Annotated in this window: 21 protein-coding genes; 17 read left to right on the top strand and 4 right to left on the bottom strand. The window is 28.2% G+C overall.

The window, feature by feature from the left end; all coding sequences use genetic code 11:
- Positions 1–93: 93 nt before the first annotated feature.
- Complete coding sequence (locus tag JOC62_RS03890; protein WP_204593901.1) at positions 94–768, top strand: TrkA C-terminal domain-containing protein; 675 nt, start codon at positions 94–96, stop codon at positions 766–768.
- A 133-nt stretch (positions 769–901) separates the two neighbouring features.
- Complete coding sequence (locus tag JOC62_RS03885; RefSeq protein ID WP_204593899.1) at positions 902–1,873, top strand: glycosyltransferase family 2 protein; 972 nt, start codon at positions 902–904, stop codon at positions 1,871–1,873.
- Positions 1,874–2,056: 183 nt separating this feature from the next.
- Here the strand turns inward: JOC62_RS03885 and JOC62_RS03880 are convergent, their stop codons facing one another.
- A complete protein-coding gene (locus tag JOC62_RS03880) occupies positions 2,057–2,320 on the bottom strand; it encodes a DUF1294 domain-containing protein (RefSeq protein WP_207758143.1) in 264 nt (87 codons plus the stop codon).
- 191 nt (positions 2,321–2,511) lie between these two features.
- On the opposite strand from JOC62_RS03880, the gene JOC62_RS03875 reads away from it, so the two are divergent.
- From JOC62_RS03875 to JOC62_RS03835, 9 genes are all read left to right on the top strand, one after another.
- Complete coding sequence (locus JOC62_RS03875; RefSeq protein ID WP_204593897.1) at positions 2,512–3,237, top strand: peptidoglycan recognition protein family protein; 726 nt, start codon at positions 2,512–2,514, stop codon at positions 3,235–3,237.
- Between the two features lie 54 nt (positions 3,238–3,291).
- Positions 3,292–3,936, top strand: coding sequence for an NAD(P)H-dependent oxidoreductase (locus JOC62_RS03870; protein WP_204593895.1), 645 nt, complete (start codon positions 3,292–3,294; stop codon positions 3,934–3,936).
- A gap of 269 nt (positions 3,937–4,205) precedes the next feature.
- Positions 4,206–5,057 carry a YitT family protein gene (locus JOC62_RS03865; protein WP_204593893.1) on the top strand — a complete coding sequence of 284 codons (852 nt, stop codon included), beginning with the start codon at positions 4,206–4,208 and terminating at the stop codon, positions 5,055–5,057.
- A gap of 147 nt (positions 5,058–5,204) precedes the next feature.
- Positions 5,205–5,816 carry an LptM family lipoprotein gene (locus JOC62_RS03860; protein ID WP_204593891.1) on the top strand — a complete coding sequence of 204 codons (612 nt, stop codon included), beginning with the start codon at positions 5,205–5,207 and terminating at the stop codon, positions 5,814–5,816.
- Positions 5,817–5,838: 22 nt separating this feature from the next.
- Entirely contained in the window at positions 5,839–6,423 is a 585-nt protein-coding gene (locus JOC62_RS03855) for a DUF4878 domain-containing protein (RefSeq protein WP_204593889.1), read from the top strand.
- 129 nt (positions 6,424–6,552) lie between these two features.
- A complete protein-coding gene (locus tag JOC62_RS03850) occupies positions 6,553–6,834 on the top strand; it encodes an ArsR/SmtB family transcription factor (protein ID WP_204593887.1) in 282 nt (93 codons plus the stop codon).
- A 35-nt stretch (positions 6,835–6,869) separates the two neighbouring features.
- Entirely contained in the window at positions 6,870–9,374 is a 2,505-nt protein-coding gene (locus JOC62_RS03845; protein WP_204593885.1) for a DsrE/DsrF/DrsH-like family protein, read from the top strand.
- A gap of 214 nt (positions 9,375–9,588) precedes the next feature.
- Positions 9,589–10,533, top strand: coding sequence for an alpha/beta hydrolase (locus JOC62_RS03840; RefSeq protein WP_204593883.1), 945 nt, complete (start codon positions 9,589–9,591; stop codon positions 10,531–10,533).
- A gap of 163 nt (positions 10,534–10,696) precedes the next feature.
- On the top strand, positions 10,697–11,407 hold the full coding sequence (locus tag JOC62_RS03835) for a hypothetical protein (protein ID WP_204593881.1): 711 nt from the start codon (positions 10,697–10,699) through the stop codon (positions 11,405–11,407).
- 68 nt (positions 11,408–11,475) lie between these two features.
- Here JOC62_RS03835 and JOC62_RS03830 read toward each other — a convergent pair whose 3' ends face one another.
- The gene (locus JOC62_RS03830; RefSeq protein ID WP_204593879.1) at positions 11,476–12,072 is read right to left on the bottom strand and encodes a DUF2628 domain-containing protein; all 597 of its coding nucleotides are present in this window, start codon (positions 12,070–12,072) and stop codon (positions 11,476–11,478) included.
- A gap of 357 nt (positions 12,073–12,429) precedes the next feature.
- Positions 12,430–12,726, bottom strand: coding sequence for a DUF3892 domain-containing protein (locus JOC62_RS03825; RefSeq protein ID WP_204593877.1), 297 nt, complete (start codon positions 12,724–12,726; stop codon positions 12,430–12,432).
- 190 nt (positions 12,727–12,916) lie between these two features.
- Between JOC62_RS03825 and JOC62_RS03820 the strand changes: the two genes are divergently transcribed.
- Complete coding sequence (locus JOC62_RS03820; protein ID WP_204593875.1) at positions 12,917–13,348, top strand: hypothetical protein; 432 nt, start codon at positions 12,917–12,919, stop codon at positions 13,346–13,348.
- 170 nt (positions 13,349–13,518) lie between these two features.
- On the opposite strand, the gene JOC62_RS03815 is transcribed toward JOC62_RS03820, so the two are convergent.
- Positions 13,519–14,304 carry a DeoR/GlpR family DNA-binding transcription regulator gene (locus JOC62_RS03815; RefSeq protein ID WP_204593873.1) on the bottom strand — a complete coding sequence of 262 codons (786 nt, stop codon included), beginning with the start codon at positions 14,302–14,304 and terminating at the stop codon, positions 13,519–13,521.
- A gap of 575 nt (positions 14,305–14,879) precedes the next feature.
- Between JOC62_RS03815 and ulaG the strand changes: the two genes are divergently transcribed.
- From ulaG to JOC62_RS03790, 5 genes are all read left to right on the top strand, one after another.
- Entirely contained in the window at positions 14,880–15,944 is a 1,065-nt protein-coding gene (ulaG, locus tag JOC62_RS03810; protein WP_204593871.1) for an L-ascorbate 6-phosphate lactonase, read from the top strand.
- Positions 15,945–15,972: 28 nt separating this feature from the next.
- On the top strand, positions 15,973–16,407 hold the full coding sequence (locus JOC62_RS03805) for a PTS sugar transporter subunit IIA (protein WP_204593870.1): 435 nt from the start codon (positions 15,973–15,975) through the stop codon (positions 16,405–16,407).
- A 189-nt stretch (positions 16,408–16,596) separates the two neighbouring features.
- On the top strand, positions 16,597–18,063 hold the full coding sequence (locus JOC62_RS03800; protein ID WP_204593869.1) for a PTS ascorbate transporter subunit IIC: 1,467 nt from the start codon (positions 16,597–16,599) through the stop codon (positions 18,061–18,063).
- Between the two features lie 148 nt (positions 18,064–18,211).
- Positions 18,212–18,502: a PTS sugar transporter subunit IIB gene (locus JOC62_RS03795; protein WP_204593868.1), complete on the top strand. Its 291-nt coding sequence runs from the start codon at positions 18,212–18,214 to the stop codon at positions 18,500–18,502.
- 89 nt (positions 18,503–18,591) lie between these two features.
- Positions 18,592–19,626 carry a hypothetical protein gene (locus JOC62_RS03790; protein ID WP_204593867.1) on the top strand — a complete coding sequence of 345 codons (1,035 nt, stop codon included), beginning with the start codon at positions 18,592–18,594 and terminating at the stop codon, positions 19,624–19,626.
- Positions 19,627–19,750 lie beyond the last annotated feature (124 nt).

The following is a 19,750-nucleotide window of genomic DNA, read 5'->3' as shown; positions in this document are numbered from 1 at the left end:
CACTTGGAGCCCTTAATTTACAAGCAGTTCACATAAAAAAAATAGACATATTATATAATAAAATCAACAAATATAAGTGGAGGCAAATAGAGTATGGTCTTAATATTAACATTTACATTATTTATGACTATTTTTCTTTTAGTTATAGATTTCTTTTCAATTCTTTTCAGATTAACAGGAATGCCTATAAGGAAGGCTAGATTTCAAGTTATATCATTATTAACAAGTACAGGCTTTACAACAAAAGAAAGTGAAATGATTGTACAAAACCCAGTGAGAAGAAGGCTTGCAAGTTGGCTGATGGTAATTAGTTATGTAAGCACTGCAACATTTATATCATTCTTTGTAAGAATGCTTTCTGATAAAGTAGCAAGTATAGGCTTTTTTGCGGTGGCAATATCATTTGTAATAGTAGTATTCGTAGTACATAAGTCATCATTACTTGAAAAAATAGAATCAAAAATTGAAAGTAAGGTTTTAAAATCAAAAATATGGGAAAAATTAAATGAGAAACATTTAACTTTAATAACAAATACACGAGGATATGGAATATATGAGATATACTTACCTAAAGAGTCTAAATTAATAGGAAAGAGTATAATTGATAGCGGATTAAAGGATTTAGAGATAGAAGTTCTTAATATTGATAAGGGTGATGTGTTTGTAAAGTTTCCAACACCAGATTATGTATTTGAAATTTATGATAATATAACTGTATATGGAAATTTAAAGAATATAAGAAGTGAATTTAAGCATGTATCTAATTAATATTAATATATTGATACATGTATTTATAAGTAGCATATAATTTTATATTAGGAAACTAAATAGCATTAAAGTTAAATTTAGGTATTTATGATTACATAAATATTTTTTGTATTTTTAGAAAAGGAGATAAAAAATGGAAAAGTTATCTATAATAATACCAATGTATAATGAAGAAGAATCACTTCCATATTTGTACGAAAGACTTGTTGGCCTTGGTAAGAAAATACCTAATTATGAATTAGAATTTTTATTTATCAATGATGGAAGTAAAGATAGTTCTTTAGAAATTGTAAAGGGGTACAGGAGGACAGATTCTAGAGTGTGTTATGTTAACCTTTCAAGAAACTTTGGTAAAGAAGTTGCAATGGGTGCTGCCTTTGATTACGTAACAGGCGATGTTGTAGCTATTATTGATGCAGATCTTCAAGATCCACCAGAATTAATAGTAGATATGCTTAAATATTATGAAGAGGGATATGATGATGTTTATGCTAAAAGAAGAAGTAGAAAAGGTGAAACGTGGCTTAAAAAATTTACTTCAAAAAAGTTTTATCAAATACTTCAATCTGTATCAAAAGTTCCAATTCAAACTGATACAGGAGATTTTAGACTTCTAAGTAGAAGAGCCATAGAGGCATTAAGAGAATTTCCAGAGAAACAAAGATATACTAAAGGAATGTTTAGTTTAATTGGATTTAAAAAGAAGGCTATAGAGTTTGATAGAGATCCAAGAGTAGCTGGAGAGACAAAATGGAACTATTTAAAACTTATAGACTTAGCTATTGAAGGAATTACATCCTTTACAACAGCACCACTTAGACTTGCAACCATAGTAGGGGTTATAATTGCATTTTTAGCTTTTATTTATATGATATACATAATTATAAGAACATTAATTTTAGGAACTGATGTACCAGGATATTCAAGTCTTATTTGTGTAATGCTTATGATGGGTGGTATACAACTTATATTCTTAGGTATTATTGGAGAATACCTTGGAAGAATATTTACAGAAGTTAAGAGTAGACCATTGTATTTTATTGATGAATATGCAGGACCACAAGAAAAAGATATATTAGTAGAAGACATAGATGTAAATATGTAATAAAAAGAGGTTAAAGTATAAAAATGTACTTTAACCTCTTTTTATTACATTAATATTAGACTGATTTTAAATCTTAGTATATTTTGTATTATACAAAGCTATAAATGATTATAGCTATTAAACTCATTTTAATTATTTATACTTACTTGTTATTTTAAAGAATAGATTAAAAGTTCTTCCTATTTATTTAAAAAATAGGAAGAATAATATAACTTGAAGTATCAAGATTATTGGAATACCAAATTTAAATTTAATATGCTTTGTTTTATGTCTAAATGTCTGCATACCAATGATACTTCCAATACTACCTCCAATAATTGCAACAAGCATTAATGTATTTTCAGGTATTCTCCATTTATGCTTTTTAGCTTTTTGTTTGTCTAAAAACATAAGAAAATAGCCTAATATATTGACTATTAAAATATAAGTTATAAAGATAGTATTCAAACTTTCACCACTCCTTTAAAGTATTTTACTATATATAGGAAAGAAAAACAAAACAAAAAAGTTTGCATCTTTTTACAAAATATGGTAAAATGCATACATAATATAAGTTGCAAATTTTACAGTAATTTGCATTAAATCATTATTAGAATAAGATTAATAAGGAATTTTGAAATTTTTAAGGAGGCGGACTTATGACTAAGACAAGCTATAATAAACTTAAAGACATAGAGAAATTTTATAAGAAGAGAAATAATTATGAGAAGCTTATGATGAGAAGAAGAAGAAGAACTTTTATGCTTATATTATTAATAGTTTTAATAAGCATTGGAAGTTATGTTGTATATAGTAATATTTCAGTTGAAAAATATTCTTTATTTCTCGCCAAGAGTAGCGATAATATAAAAGTTAATAATAAATTGTTAGTAGATAAATTGGATACATTAAATAAAGATATAGATATTAAAGAAATAGATTATAAATGGTCTGGAGAGCTAACGGAGTATAATGTACCTAAAAGATTAGTTGTGCATCATGCTGCTACTAAGGAGGCATCTCCAGAAGCAATACATAAGTGGCATCTTGATAAAGGATTTGGTGGGATAGGATATCACTATTATATAAAAAAAGATGGGACAATATATAAAGGAAGAGATGAAAAGATGCAAGGTGCTCACGCTATTAATGAAAATAGTAAAAGTATAGGGGTATGTTTAGAAGGAAATTATGAAAAAGAAACACCACCTAAAAAACAAATAGATAGTTTAGTTAAATTAGGATCAAGTTTAATTATAAAATATAATATGGAAGACATAGTGGGTCATAGGGATTGTAATCAGACATTATGCCCAGGTAAAAATATAAATATAGAAGAAATTAAAACTAAAGTAATAGCTAATATGGAAGGGCTATTAGAATAAACATCTCTTAAATAAACAATACTAAGTAAAAAGTATTAAAAGAGGTGTTTTTTTATGAAGTTATTATACATAATTGTAAATTCCAAGCCAGAGTCTGAATCATCAAGTAGAAGGGTATCTAGGAAGGTTGTAAATAAACTGTTAGAGGTACATCCAGATTGCATGTTAGAAGAATTGAATTTATATGATGAACATATTCCAAGATTAGAATATAGGTATTTTAAGCAAAGAAATTGTGTTGTGGATAAGGAAGAGTATGATAAATTACCTGAACAAGATAAAAAAGAAGTAGATAGAATTAATCAGTTATGTGATCAATTTATATCAGCTGATATTTATGTAATTGGAGCACCAATGTGGAGTTTATCATTTCCAGCACCACTAAAAGAATATATAGATTGTATAGTACAAGTTAATAAGACTATGATTATAAGCAATGGTAAAGTAAAAGGAACATTGGATGATAAAGAAAGAAAAATGATTTATGTTCAATCATCAGGAGGTCCAGTACCTTGGCTTTTAAGGGGAAAAGTAAGTCAAGGTGTTGAATATGTAGAAGATATAATGAAAGTTTTGGGGATTAAAAAGTTTAAAGAATTACTTGTTGATGAAACAGGGTTTGAGAGGGACACAAAAATTGATGCAGAGTATAAAGCGATTAAGCATATAGATGCACTTATAGATAATTTAGAGGGATAGATATAAAAAATAGGTTAAATTTAGCCTATTTTTTATTATTTAGTCAATAAGAAATATAAAATTTGATTTATAAAAATTCATGTAAATAGGAAATTTAATATATAAGGTATTAGAATATGTATTTTTATAAGGAAAAAATTAATAAATTAAACATTAAAAAATAATTATATTTTTTAAAAAATACTATGAGAAATAAAAAAATTCTGTTATTCTAAATATTGTATTTAGACAAAAGACAAAATAGTAATGTACATTAGGAGAGATTGATTTTGAAGCAGAATATAAAAGAATATGGAATTATAACCTTAGGTGTTCTTTTAATTGCAGTAGCGATTGAATATTTTTTTGCACCTAATAATTTAGCAGCAGGAGGGGTCACAGGACTTTCAGTTGTAATAACGCATTATTTCCCAGCATTGACTGTTGGAGGTATAACCTTCGTAATGAATTTATTTTTATTTGTGATAGCTTTCATAGTAGTTGGCGGTGATTTCGGTTTTAAAACTATATATGCTAGCTTTGGTCTATCATTTATATTATGGTTTATGGATGAATTTATACATCCACAGGCTTTAACAAGTGATTTAATGCTTGCTACAGTTTTTGGAACAATTATAACAGCAATAGGACTTGCAATAGTTTTTAATATAAATGCATCAACTGGAGGAACAGATATTTTAGCTAAAATACTAAATAAGTATACAAGTTTTAATATAGGTATATCTCTATTATGTGTTGACTTTCTAGTAACATTATTAGGTGCTATAACATTTGGAGCAGATAAAGGATTTTATGCACTTTTATCAGTAATATTAAATGGACCGCTTATAGATAAAATAATTGCGGTTATGAATCAAAAGAAACAAATTACAATAATAAGTGATAAGAATGAAGAAATAGCAAGCTTTATAATGGATGAATTAAAAAGAGGATGTACTTCTCTTGCAGGGGCAGGAGCATATAGCAAAGAAAATAAACAAATAATATATTCAGTTTTAGATAAGAAGGAACTTGAGAAAGTTAAAGAATTTATAGATACTATTGATCCAGAAGCATTTTTTACAATTGGACAAATTGATGAAGTTCAAGGAAAGGGCTTTCTTAAAGTAAGTGGAATATAATTAAGGAGAATGTTAGTAAGATAATTGAGAATCTTACTAACATTCTTTTTTTATCAAAGTAAAATTAGTGTTAATAAATAAGCAAGTAAATAATCATACTAATAATAGTTGGTATAATTATAGTATGTTTAATAGGAGGGGATTTTTATGAAAAAATTGATTGCACTTATATTAGCATTAGGAATTACATTTGGATTAATTGGGTGTGGAAATAATACTACTAACAATAAGGTAAATGAACAGACCAAAAAAGTTGCTCCCGAAAATACAATAAACTCATTTTTTGCAGAATTTAAAAAATGTAACTTTGATAATGCAAAAAAATATTTGCTTGTTGATAAAAATATAGACTTTACAGCATATAAAGATTTTACAAATGGAGAGAAGGATGCAATAAGATATTGGGTTGAAAAGACTGGTTATGAAATAAAGTCAATGGAAGTAACTAACGAAAGTGCGGAGGCAATGGTAAATATATCAACACTTAATGGTCAAAAAATATACAGTGATTATATGGAGAGCTTACTTAGTTTAAAAGAGAAATACATATCTGCAAAGGATCCACAAGATAAGAAAAATTATATGGAAGCTTATGATAAAGCATTAATCGATTCAATAAAAAGCAAAAATAATGAAATTGTAACAAATACAGTTAATATTGAATTAGAAAATAAAGATGGTAAATGGTATATAATAGGAAATCAAAGTTTCACAAATGCACTTTATGGTGGATTTGATCCAGAAAAATTAAAGTTCTAGAGAAAAGTGGGGGAGACTAAATATGAAAAAGATAGTATTAGTTTTAGTAGCTATATTTATGTCAGTATTTTTAGTTAGTTGTGGAGGAAAAACAGAAGTAAAAGATAGTGTTAAAGATTTTTTTAGTGCGTATCAAAATATGGATTTAAGTAAAGCCAATGAATATGTAGAAGATGGTGGACTTCTTCAAAAATCAATAAAGCAATTTGAAGATTATGATAAGAGCAGAATAGAAGCCCTTAAATATTGGAGTAGTAAATTAAATTATAAAATATTAGATTCAGAAGAAAAAGATAAGGAAGCGAAGGTCAAAGTGGAGGTAACTGCCCTAAATGGATCACAGATTTATAATGAGTATATGAAAAATGTTCAGTCACTTAGAATTAATGAAGCAACGTTAAATAATGAATCCGTAGATGGTGATGCAGTAGGAAGTGATTTTGATAAAGCCTTTATAACTGCATTAGAAAATCAGACTAATTCATTAATTACTACAGATTTAACAGTGATACTTAAAAAAGAAGATGGAAAGTGGAAAATACAAAATGATAAAGAGGTATTACAAGCTATATTAGGAGGATTAAATCCAGATCAAATAATATCATAACTAATAATATAAAATTATATCGAAATTTTAAATATTTTTATTTTGATATAATTTTATATTGACATATTAATCACTATATCGTAATATTACGATATAGTGATTAATATGAAGTTTAAGGAGATATCATAAATGCAAAATAATTATAAAGAATTAGAATCACAGGCTGAATTTTTAAAGGTTTTAGCACATCCAGTTAGACTTTGCATTGTAAGAGGATTAATGCAAAAGGATAGTTGTAATGTAAGCTTTATGCAAGACTGTTTAGGAATGCCACAGTCAACTATATCACAACATCTACAAAAGCTTAGAAGTGTTGGAATCATTGAAGGCGAAAGAAACGGATTAGAAATAAATTATAAAATAAAAGATAAAAGAGTAGAGGAAATTATAAAAACCTTATTAGGTGAATAATGGTTAGTAAGTTTTTTAGAGGGAGGATATAGGTTATGAAAAAGAAAGTTTTAATTGTTGGAGGAGTTGCAGGTGGAGCATCTACTGCTGCAAGACTTAGAAGGTTAGATGAAGAGGCAGAGATAATAATTTTTGAAAAGGGAGATTACATATCATTTGCAAATTGTGGATTACCTTATCATATTGGAGAAGTGATCAAAGATAGAGGAAAGCTAATACTTCAAAGTCCAGAAAAAATGAGAGATAGATTTGAGATAGATGTAAGAGTTAATAGTGAAGTTACTGGAATTGATACAGAAAATAAGAGAATAAAAGTTAGATCAAAAAATGATGGTTTATATGAAGAAGAGTATGACTATTTGGTGTTGGCTCCTGGTGCAAAACCAATTACACCAAAATTACCAGGAAGTGATAGTGAAAAGATTCATATTCTTAGAACTATAAATGATATGGATTTAATAAAGGATGCTGTTGATAGTGGACATGTTAAAAATGCGATAGTAATAGGTGGAGGTTTTATAGGAATTGAAGTAGCTGAAAATCTAAAACATAGAGGAATTAACGTAAACTTAATTGAAGCTGCACCACATATCTTAGCTCCCTTTGATTCAGAGATGTCAGAATTATTAGAGATGGAAATGAATGATAATGGAGTATCAATTATTCTAAATGATAGAGTAGAGGCATTTGAAGAAAATAATGATACTATAAGTGTTAAATTAAATAGTGGAAAAAATGTAACAGCAGATATAGTAATCTCTGCAATTGGAGTTATACCAGATACTGATTTCATAAAGAAATCAGGAATAGAACTTGGTGAAAGAGGTCATATAATAGTTAATAAAAATATGAGAACTAATATAGAAAATATATATGCTGCTGGAGATGCAGTTGCAGTTTCAGATTTTATAAATGGAAAGGTTGCGTATATTCCTCTTGCTGGTCCTGCAAATAGACAAGGTAGAATAATAGCAGATAATATTTCAGGAATAAAATCAGAGTATAAAGGAACTCTTGGAACATCAATAATAAAAGTATTTGATTTAGTAGCAGCATCAACAGGAAATAATGAAAGAACTCTTAATAATTTAGGAGTTAATTATAAAAAAGTTTATCTATATCCAATGACTCATGCTGGTTATTATCCAGGTGCTAAGCAACTATCAATAAAAGTTTTATATGATGTAGAAGGAAAAGTACTAGGAGCTCAATGCGTTGGAGTAGATGGTGTTGATAAATTTATCGATGTAATAGCTACTGTTATAAAGCTTAAGGGAACAATGGAAGATTTAAGAGAGCTTGAGCTTGCATATGCACCACCTTTCTTATCAGCTAAATCACCAGCAAACATGGCAGGATTTATTGCAGACAATGAAGAGAAAAGATTAACTAATTTATTCTTTGTAGAAGATCTTAAGGATTTTGATAAAGATAAAGCAATATTAGTCGATTTAAGAGATCCAATTGAAGTTGAAGGTGGAATGATTGAAGGTGCTGTTCATATTCCTTTAAATAATTTAAGAAGTAGATTAAATGAATTGGATAGAAATAAAGAAATATGGGTTTATTGTGCTGTTGGAGTAAGAGGTTGGATTGGTGAGAGAATACTTAAAGGTCATGGCTTTAAGACTAAAAATCTATCTGGCGGATATAAAGCATATAAAACTTTTGGATATAAAGCAAAAGAAATAACTTTTGATGATAGTGATAAAGGTGGAAATGAAAATGGCTTAGATAGAGGCTGTGCCAGGCAACAGCAGGAAATAGCAATAGAAGATAATAGAAAAAGAAAAGTTAGAGAATTAGATGCGGAAGGATTATGCTGTCCAGGACCATTAATGCAAGTTAAGATGATGATGGATATGATGGAAGATGGAGAAATGCTAAATGTTAGAGCTTCAGATCCAGGATTCTTTAAAGATATAGAAGCCTTTACGAAAAGGACAAAAAATACTTTAGTAAGTGTAGAAAAAGATAAGGGAATAGTTAAGGCATCTATTATAAAGGGTATTGAAGGAAATAAAGAAATTGCAGTTGATAGTAAAAATAATAATTTAACATTAGAAGAAAAGAATGGGCAGACATTAGTTGTATTTAGTGGAGATTTAGATAAAGCTATAGCATCATTTATAATAGCAAATGGTGCAGCTGCAATGGGTAAAAAAGTTACAATGTTCTTTACCTTCTGGGGACTTAATATATTAAGAAAAGATGAGAAGATTAATTCAGATAAGAATTTAATTGAAAAAGTATTTGGTAAAATGATGCCAAGAGGAAGTAAAAAGTTAAGTTTATCTAAAATGAATATGGCTGGTATTGGTCCTAAAATGATAAGAGGAATAATGAAGAATAAAAATGTTCAATCTTTAGAAGAACTTATAGAAGCTGCAATGGATAGTGGTGTTGAAGTAGTTGCTTGCACAATGTCTATGGATGTAATGGGAATAAAAGAAGAAGAGTTAATAGATGGTGTAAAACTTGGTGGCGTAGGTTACTACTTAGGAGAAGCGGAAGAGTCTACATCAAATTTATTTATATAAATTTAAAAGACAAGTAGATTTATGTAAGAGATAATATTATTAGAGAATAAAATCTATTTATATAAATTTAAGAGAGATTAATCATAAATATTTTAATAGAAGTTTTCTATAAAATATAATATGGTTAGTCTCTTTTGAACGTTTTAAATATGTATTTTATCGAATAACTCATTCATATTTAAAACATAATAATTTTAAGAGGGAGGTTAAAGAGATGGATGTAAATAAGAAATGTTCAAAGAGCATTCATTTTAGAGCTTTTAGAGTAATAAATGATATATTGGTATCTCATAAAGATAAGAGATGCAAAGTTCCGATTAATATAATATCTAGATTAGATATTCCATATGATAAAGAAAAGGATATTTGTAAGTTAGATATACATAAGCCAAGATTTATAGGAAAGTCACTACCTATTATAATTTATTATCATGGTGGTGGATGGGCTGTTGGAGATAAGCGTATATATAGAAATTTTTGTAGTTTACTTTCAGGAAAAGGGTTTGTTGTTTTTAATATAAATTATGAATTAACATCAAACAAGCCTCACCCAGAACCAATTAAAGATTGTATAAAGGGTGCTGAATGGGTGTATAAACACGCAAAGACATATGGAGGAGATAGAAATAATATTTTTATTATAGGGGATTCAGCAGGAGGTCATATTGCAGGATTACTTGGCGCCTTATGTACAAATAAAGAGATGAGAGACAGGTATAAAGAAAAATATAATATAACAATCTCTTTTAAAGATAAATTACGTGCAATAGGAGTGCTATGTGGATTAAGCGATTTTAGATCTTGCTATGATATGGAAGTGCATTATATGAAAGTACCTATAATGAGACAATTTGCTGAAATGCTTCTAAATACAGAAAGTATTGATGATTCAGAAATAGGAAACGAATTATCAGTAGCTAAAAATATGACGAAGGATTTTCCAAAAACATTTATGACAACTGTAGAAAGTGATCCGGTACATTGTGAGAGTATTGATATTGAAAAGGCTCTTATAGAAAACAAAATACCATATAGGATGGTTGCCTTTGATAAAAGCCATAAAAAGCTATGGCATATATATCAGTTAGACCAAAGTTTACCTGAATCACAAAGATGTTTAGATGAAATGATAGATTATTTTATAAAGAGCCAAAAATAGGGAGTAAATGATATGATAAATTAGAATATATTGTTATAGGTATAATATGATAATAAAGATATGGTATTAAAGTTTAAACATATTCTATATAAGTAGTTGAATAGTTCTATTTATTTCCATATAATTAATTGATAGTAAATATTATGTGGAAAGGGAGAAATAAATGAAAAAAATATTTATTGCTTTTATACTTGGGGTATCAGTACTTGGTATGGTTGGATGTACTGATAAGGAAAGTAAGAATGATAGCAATCAAGAAGTCCTATCTAAAAATGAATTATTAGAAAAAGAGAAGGCTGAAGAAGAAGCAAAGAAAGAAGAAGAATTAAAGCTTGCAGAAGAGAAAGCCAAGGAAGAAAAAGCTAAGAAAGAGGCAGAAGAGAAGAAAAAGAAAGAAGCTGAAGAAAAGGCAAAAAAAGATCAGGAAGCTAAGAAGAATGATCAAAATAAAGATACTAATATAAAAGAAAAGACATTTACGTTATATTCAGTAGATGTTTCAAATGATAAAACTATAACAATTGGAAATGTTAAAACAAAGTCTGATGATATAAAAGAAAATTTAAGTGCTATAGCAAGCACTTTATCAAAAAAGAATTTTAAATCATTTACAATAGAGGTTAAGGAAATAAAAAAGGTTAGTGGAAAATCAATTGCATATATAAATCTTAAAGACAGCGGAAATAAGAAATGGTCTGAAAAATATTTTCAAGGATCATCAGGAGGATATATAACAACTACATCACTTACTGAGAGTTTTCTTCAAAGAAAATATAAAGGGAAATGGGTAGATGGTGTAGCATTTACTTATAATAATAAAAAAGTAGAAGATACAGGACATATACCAGAATTAACAAAGATAAATTATAGATAAATAAAAAGATAAATGATATGTTCTTATATCATTTATCTTTTTTATTAATGTTATGTTATTCTAATAGATTAGAATGGGAAACTATAAGCCATAGATGATATTAAAGTAGTTAAAAGTGTACCTACTATTATTGCAATAACTCCTGCTGATGCTAATAAAACTAAAGGTGCAACTAAAGTAGTACCACCATTAGCTTTTAAAGCTTCATCAGTATCACCATATTTATCAAAGAATTTCTTTAAAGATAATATTTTCTTTTTAGAATGTCTTATATAAATACAGTTACCAAATATGCCTAAAAGTATCATAATAATTAGTGGAATTAATCCAGCTAAAAGTGGACTAAAATTATCAAGGATTGCAACTGCAAGAAAATCAACTATTGTTACACCTACAAACCAAGCGTATAGTTTTCTATATAATAGCCAGTATCCACCTAAAAAGAATGATGCCCAATTCCATGAAGAAAAGGTATTTTTATTCTCATTATTTTTCCATTGATTAAAGTAATGCTCTGTGTTTTTTAATCCAACAAATTTAGTGAAATCAGAATCAGTTATTTTATCTAAAGATGAATTAGAATCTTCATTAGGATATTCTGATTCATAACAATCAGTAAAACCTTCCTCTTTTATATTTTCTTTGATTTCTTCTTCAAAACTCATATTATAGCCTTCTTTCTATAATGTATTAATTATTTCATTATGAGTATACTAAATAAATTTTAATAAAGTGTGTAAATTAATCAAAAAAGAGGCTTTTTATATAAAAATTTAAAATTTGTACAAATTTAAAGTTTTAAAGTTTATAATATTATAAAGGAAAGCAGTTAGAATTAGTATTTTATTACCAGTAGATAAGTGAACTTTTAATGATATATGTTTAGGCAGATAATATATTTTGTATAATAAAAATTAGTATGTAAAATATGATAGAAAGTGGTTTTATAAAATAGCAATATATAGAGGAAGAAGGAGATTATAAATAATCTCCTTCTTTTTGGTGTAGTTAAATTTATATTACTATTTAATTGTTATAGTTGGTAAATTACTTAAGTTATTTGACTCATTATCATCAGGTAGGCTTCTTAAGTATTCGTCACCCTTAGCTGATACACTAATAGCAACTCCTTTGAGTTCACCGTTCTTAGCCATCTCAATTGCTGCTGCTTTATCCACTTGATGACCGTTTTGAATTTCATAACCTACAATTCTACTACCATATTTAATAACTCCTGTAATTTCCTTTGCATCATCTTTAGGAGTAGGGATATTCTTATTAATATTTTTAGGTAATCTACCTGTTGTTTCGTCTGCCATATTAATACACCTCCGTTTGATACAAATATAGTTTAAGTAGAATTAAAGAAAATATACATAACTATATAAAGTTCGTAGAAATAGTCATATTCAATAATTAGATTTAATAAGGAGCAAATAACAATAGTGTTATTCTAATTAGAATTATGTATTAATAGATTATACAAAGGAATTATATTAGGAGAATCTTATGAGATTAGATTTATATACGATTTATCTTTATAACTATTCAAAAGAATATCTTTTCCAAAAAAATGTTGACTTTAAAAAGATAAGTGGGTTCTCAAAATCGTCAAAGGCTGTATTTAGAGATGATTTTATTTTTGAAAAAATAGTAGCAACAAATGTTATTGAATTTTATGAGTATTTGAAAAAGAGAAAATGTTTTAAAGTAGGACTATTAATACACAATAAAAAGGAACTATTTATAAAGTTTTGGTGTAAATTTTCACTAGAATATTGGCATGGAGAATATATTACTAAATCTGAAATAGACTGTTCATATATGGAATATAGAAAAGTAAAAGAAGAGTTATGGGCAGATAAGTATATGGAGCTTACAAAAAAAGAAAAAGATGAATTAAGATTAAGGTTTAAAATCAATAATTATATAGATGATTAGATAAAGAAAAAACTCCTTACGGAGTTTTTTCATATTACCAAAATAAGATTCTAGTTGTATTTAATTTTATACAAAATATAATAAAAGTTAAAGTATAGTATAGTAATGTTTATTTTTAATAAAAAACATTGTTATACATGTAAAATTAAAAAAGAAGCATGATTTTAGATTTAATTATCTTCTGAAAAAATAATTTCTACTCCTTTTTCTTCTAATTTTTTAACTTCTTCTTTATTAGCGTTTATATCTGTAATAACATAGTTTACTTTATCTATGTCACCGCTAGAAAAATTATGATGTATTCCTATTTTTGAACTATCAGCTAATATAAATGTTGGACCATTACAATTTTCTAGCATTTTCATATTAACGGTAGTTTCTTGAAGAACAGAAGTACTTATTCCAGAATTAGAGGTTATACCACTCACTCCCATAAAGCATTTTGTTGCTGTTATTTTTGAAATAATTTGTGTTGCTATGTCTCCAACCATAGATTGTTTTCTTCCGTAAACTTCTCCGCCTGTAAGAATTACTTCAACTTTAGAAGACAGATTCATACCTAAAATTTTTCCGTTGTTTGTTATTACTACAACTCGTTTATCTTGTATATAATCTAAAATCTTTATGGCAGTTGAACTTGAATTTATAAAAATACTATCTCCATCTTCTATAAATTCTGCTGCCTTTTTAGCAATTGATTCTTTGATTTTATGTCTTGCATCATTTTCTTCATTAGAATAAGGATCTTCATTTAGAGCACCCTCTATAAGTTCAGCTCCTCCGTAACGTCTTTTTATAACGCCTTCATTTTCTAAATTTTGAAAATCTCTTCTTATAGTTATATTAGAAGTATTTAAAAGTTTTGCTAAATCTTCTGTCTTAGCAAACTTATTTTCTTTTAAATATTTTAATATGGCTTGTTGTCTTTTAAAGACAAGGCCTTTTGCATTTTTCACGTTATCTTCCTCCTTAAAAGCTATTTGCTTATTAGAGCCTCATATAGAATTTAATTTGTTGTTACTTATTTCCAATAATTATTATAAATTAAAAAATACAGTTTATATAGTTAATTATATTTTATTTTAAATTTTAAGTAGAACTTCTATATAACGCAATAAATTATATAAATTTGATTAGTTTCCTATAGGCTGTTTGTGAAAAAAATTAATAATATTAGAAATAATAATCTTAAAATTCGTTTCTTTATAATAATTTTAAATAGTTAACCTAAATATATAATGAACTAAAAATTAACAAAGAATAGAGAGTAGATTTTTGTTATTAATTTTTAAAAGAACAATTAAAATGAACATAAATTATATATATATATTCATTTTATATTGAAAATGTATATAAATCAATAAAATAGTTCAGAAAGAACATAAAAATAAAAATTTTTAAGAAAAAACGATCAAAAAGTACTTGTAAAGAAAACAATTACAGTATATAATTAAGTCAATAAATGATTGAACGAACCTTTAAACGTTCAAAACAATCATAAAAGATGGACAAGGTGTAGGAGGTATATATTATGAGTACAGTAAATGAAATAACAAGAGAATCATGGATTTTAAATACATTCCCAGAATGGGGAACTTGGTTAAATGAGGAAATAGAAAATGAGGTAGTAGAGCCTGGAACATTTAAAATGTGGTGGCTTGGTTGTACGGGGGTATGGCTTAAATCACAAGGGAACGCTAATATATGTATAGATTTTTGGTGTGGAAGTGGAAAGAAAACAAAAAAAAATCCATACATAAATCCAGAGCATCAAATGGCAAGAATGTGTGGAGGAAAGAAGTTACAGCCTAACTTAAGAGTTGCACCATTTGTATTAGACCCATTTGCAATAAAAGAAATAGATGCAGTAATATCAACACATGATCACAACGATCATATAGATGTAAATGTTGCAGCAGCAGTTCTTAAAAATTGTTCAGAAGAAGTTCCATTCATAGGACCACAAGCTTGTGTAGATAAGTGGATTGGCTGGGGAGTTCCAAAGGAAAGATGTATAGTTGTTAAACCAGGAGATGTAGTAAAAATTAAAGATATAGAATTACATGCATTAGAATCATTTGATAGAACAGCATTAATCACAGCTCCACCAGAAGGAGATTTAAGAGGTAAGATGCCTGTTGATATGGATTATAAAGCAGTTAACTACTTCATAAAGACTCCAGGCGGAAATCTATATCATAGTGGAGATTCACATTACTCAAATTACTATGCAAAACATGGAAATGATTTTAAAATTGATGTAGCACTTGGATCATACGGAGAAAACCCAAGAGGTATTACAGATAAAATGACTTCAGTTGATATTTTAAGAATGGCGGAATCATTAAACACAGAAGTTGTTATACCATTCCATCATGATATATGGTCAAACTTCCAAGCTGATACTAATGAAATATTAGCATTATATGATATGAAAAAACATAGGTTACAATACAAATTTAAACCATTTATATGGCAAGTTGGAGGAAAGTTCACATTCCCAGAAGATAAGGACAAGAGAGAGTATCATTATCCAAGAGGATTTGATGATTGTTTCGAAGTAGATATAAACTTACCATACAATTCATTCCTATAAAATATAAAAGCAGCGGGAGGCAAAAGACATGTTAAAAGAGTTGATAGAAAAAGGTAGATATTCTTTTCATGAAGGCTTTGATAATTGGGAGGATGCAGTGAAAGCTGCATGCGCTCCCTTAGAAGAAGAAAAAGCTATCGAAAGAGAATATTCAGATTTAATAATAGAAAGTATTAAAAAGCATGGACCTTATATAGTAATTGCACCAAAGATTGCTATACCACATGCACAAGAAGGCAAAGGAGTCAATAAAACTTCTATATGCCTTATGAAAACGAATACACCGGTGAGGTTTGGAGATGGTGATGAATATGATGCACAATTATTCTTTGTATTAGCATCAACAGATAACAATATCCATCTACAAAACCTTTCAAGAATGGTAGAACTTATATCAGACGAAGAAATGGTAGAGAAACTTTTAAAAGCGAAATCAGTTGAGGATTTAAAAGAATTAGTATAGTAAATATTTAATTTTAGGTTTTAAAATTTCTATAGAACTTTAGCGTTCAGCCTAAATATTAAAGTTCTATAGAGATTTAAGATACATAAACTTTTTAAATTATCTTAAATCTTAAAAATAAAGATACGGATAAAATTATTAAGTTAAAGGTGGATGAAATATAAAGGGATAAAAGGGAGGATAAATCTTATGGATTATGTAATTTCAATTTGGGAATTTTTCCAAAATAACATTCTAACAAAACCTGCATTCTTTATTGGTTTTATAGTTCTTATTGGTTATTTATTATTAAAAAGACCTTTTTATGATGCATTAGCAGGGTTTATAAAAGCAACAGTTGGTTACTTAATTTTAAATGTTGCAGCAGGTGGACTTGTTAGTAACTTCCGTCCAATTCTTGCAGGGCTTAAAGATAGATTTAACTTGCAAGCAGCTGTTATAGATCCATATTTTGGTCAAACGGCAGCACAAGAAGCAATAGGTAAAGCTGGAAAGTCGTTCTCAATGATGATGGTTGTTTTACTTATAGCATTTATATTTAACTTAGTTCTTGTATTACTTAGAAAGTTTACTAAAGTACGTACAGTATTTATTACAGGTCATGTAATGGTACAACAATCAGCAACCGCTTTATGGCTTGTATTCTTCTGTTTTCCTGATTTGAATAATATGGGAGTAGTAGCTATGCTAGGGCTTTTGTTAGGAACTTATTGGGCAGTATTTTCAAATCTTACTGTTGAGCCTTGTCAAGAACTTACAGAAGGTGGCGGTTTTGCAATTGGACACCAGCAAATGCTTGGAGTCTGGATTACAGATAAGATTGCAGGTAAAGTAGGAAATAATAAAAAGAGCATTGAAGATTTAGAACTTCCAGGATTCTTATCAATATTTAGTGATAACGTTGTAGCAACTGGTATATTAATGACAGTTTTCTTTGGAATTATAATGGGAATACTTGGACCAGACTTAATGCACACTATTGATAAGGGATTTGATCAAAATACAAACTTTATATTCTATATATTAGAAAAGTCACTTAACTTTGCAGTTTATTTAAGTATATTACAACTTGGAGTTAGAATGTTCGTTGCAGAACTTACAGAATCATTCCAAGGAATTTCAAATAAAATACTTCCAGGTTCAGTACCAGCTGTAGACTGTGCAGCTACATACGGATTTGGACATCCAAATGCAGTAACAATTGGTTTCTTATTTGGAGCAATCGGTCAATTTATAGCAATAATAGGTCTTGTAGTATTTAAGAGCCCTGTGCTTATAATTGCGGGATTCGTACCATTATTCTTTGATAATGCTACATTTGCAGTATTTGCAAATAGAAAAGGTGGATTAAAAGCAGCAATGATAATACCTTTTGCATCTGGAGTTATACAAGTTCTTGGTGGTGCATTTGCAGCTTACTACTTTGGATTAGCACAATTTGGTGGATGGCATGGAAACTTTGACTGGGACACATTATGGCCAGTAATTGGAGTTTTAATGAGTAAATTCGCTTATGTTGGAGTGGCAATAGCAATTATAGGAATGCTTTTAATACCACAACTTCAATACAGAAAAAATAAAAAAGGGTACTTTAAAATAGTTGAAGATTACGAAGGCTATTTAGAAGATGAAGAAAAAGAGAAGGAAATGGCCTAAAGTGTAGATTACAAATCATTTTAGTAATAAATTAATATGGGCTAAACTTTTTAGGATTTACAATATAAAAGTTTAGTCTATATAAAAGCAGATTAAAGGTTAAAAATATAGATAAAAAAGAATTGATTTAAATTAGGAGGAGATATTTATGTTAAAAGTAATAGCAGCATGTGGAAATGGAATGGGATCAAGCCAAATTATAAAAATGAAAATAGAAAAGGTATTTAAAAAATTAAATATTCCAGTATCAATTCATCATACAAGTATTGGAGCAGCAAAAACAGAAGCATCAAGTTATGATGTAGTATTTTGCTCAGAAGCTTTAAAAGGAAACTTTGATAAAGCAAAAGGTTCAGGAACTATAGTAATTGGACTTAGAAACCTTTTATCAGAAAAAGAAATTGAAGAAAAAATAACAGAAAATATAGTTAATAAATAAAGATTAAAATTTTAGTAGTACTTATCTCTTAATATTTTTTTATGAGATAAGTACTATGTTCAATTTTGGAAGTTAGGGAGGCATTTTATATGAAGATAGAAAAGAAGTTCTTAACTGATTTACATAGATGTTATGCAACTAGTAGCACAGTTATAGATGGGGATAGAAAAATACTTATAGCAACAGAAGGAGAAGGTCCTTGCTTTATGTATGAGGGTGAAGATTTTAAACAATCAACAGTATGGGATGGTCCTGGAGGAACAATGTCAATTATACCTATACCGGAAAAGAATGGAGATTTCCTTGCAGTACAAAGGTTTTTCCCAACATTCCAATCAGAGGATGCTGAAATAGTATGGGGAAAATATGTGGACGGGAATTGGGAAATAAAGACTTTGTTTAAACTTCCATATCTACATCGCTTTGACATACTAGAGGCAAATGGAAAGCTATACTTCTTGGGGGCAGTTTTATGTAATAGCAAAAAATTTAAAGAAGACTGGAGTGATCCTGGGAAAATATATGTTGGAGAAATTAAAGAAGACTTAAATGAAAATATAGAACTTAAAGTAATTAAAGAAGGATTAACTAAAAATCATGGATATTGCAGATCAGAACATGATGGAAAGATGGTTGGACTTGTAACATCAGAAGAAGGGATATTTAGGGTTACGCCACCTCAAAATAACGGAGAAGAATGGATAGTTGAGCAAATAATGAATAGGCCAACAAGTGATGTTGCTGTTGTTGATATTGATGGTGATGGCGAAGATGAATTAGTTACTATAGAGGAGTTTCATGGAAAGCACTTTAGAATAAATAAAAAATATGGGGATGAATACAAAATAATTTATGAATATCCAAAAGAAATGGATTTTGGACATGTTGTATGGGGAGGAAAACTTAGAGGAGTTCCAACAATAATTGGTGGATATAGAAGATGTGATAAAGACTTATTTTATGTACAGTGCATAGATAAAGAAATTTTAGAATTTAAAACAGAAGTTATTGATTCAGGCGTTGGGCCAAGTAATGTAGCTGTTATAAATGAAGCGGATAGGGATATTATAATATCAGCAAATAGAGAACTTGGACAAGCTGCTTTATATATCGTAACTGATTAAGTTGATTTTATAAATAAATAGTAAAAAGACAATTATTAAAATCTAAAACGGTAATTAATGATTTTAAAAGAGTATCAAAGATATATATGTAAAAAGATAAAAAGGCTATTTTAAAATTAAAGGT

It is taken from the genome of Clostridium sardiniense (assembly GCF_016907995.1).
GTDB lineage: Bacteria > Bacillota > Clostridia > Clostridiales > Clostridiaceae > Clostridium > Clostridium sardiniense.
This window is presented reverse-complemented; position numbering and strand designations above follow the sequence as displayed.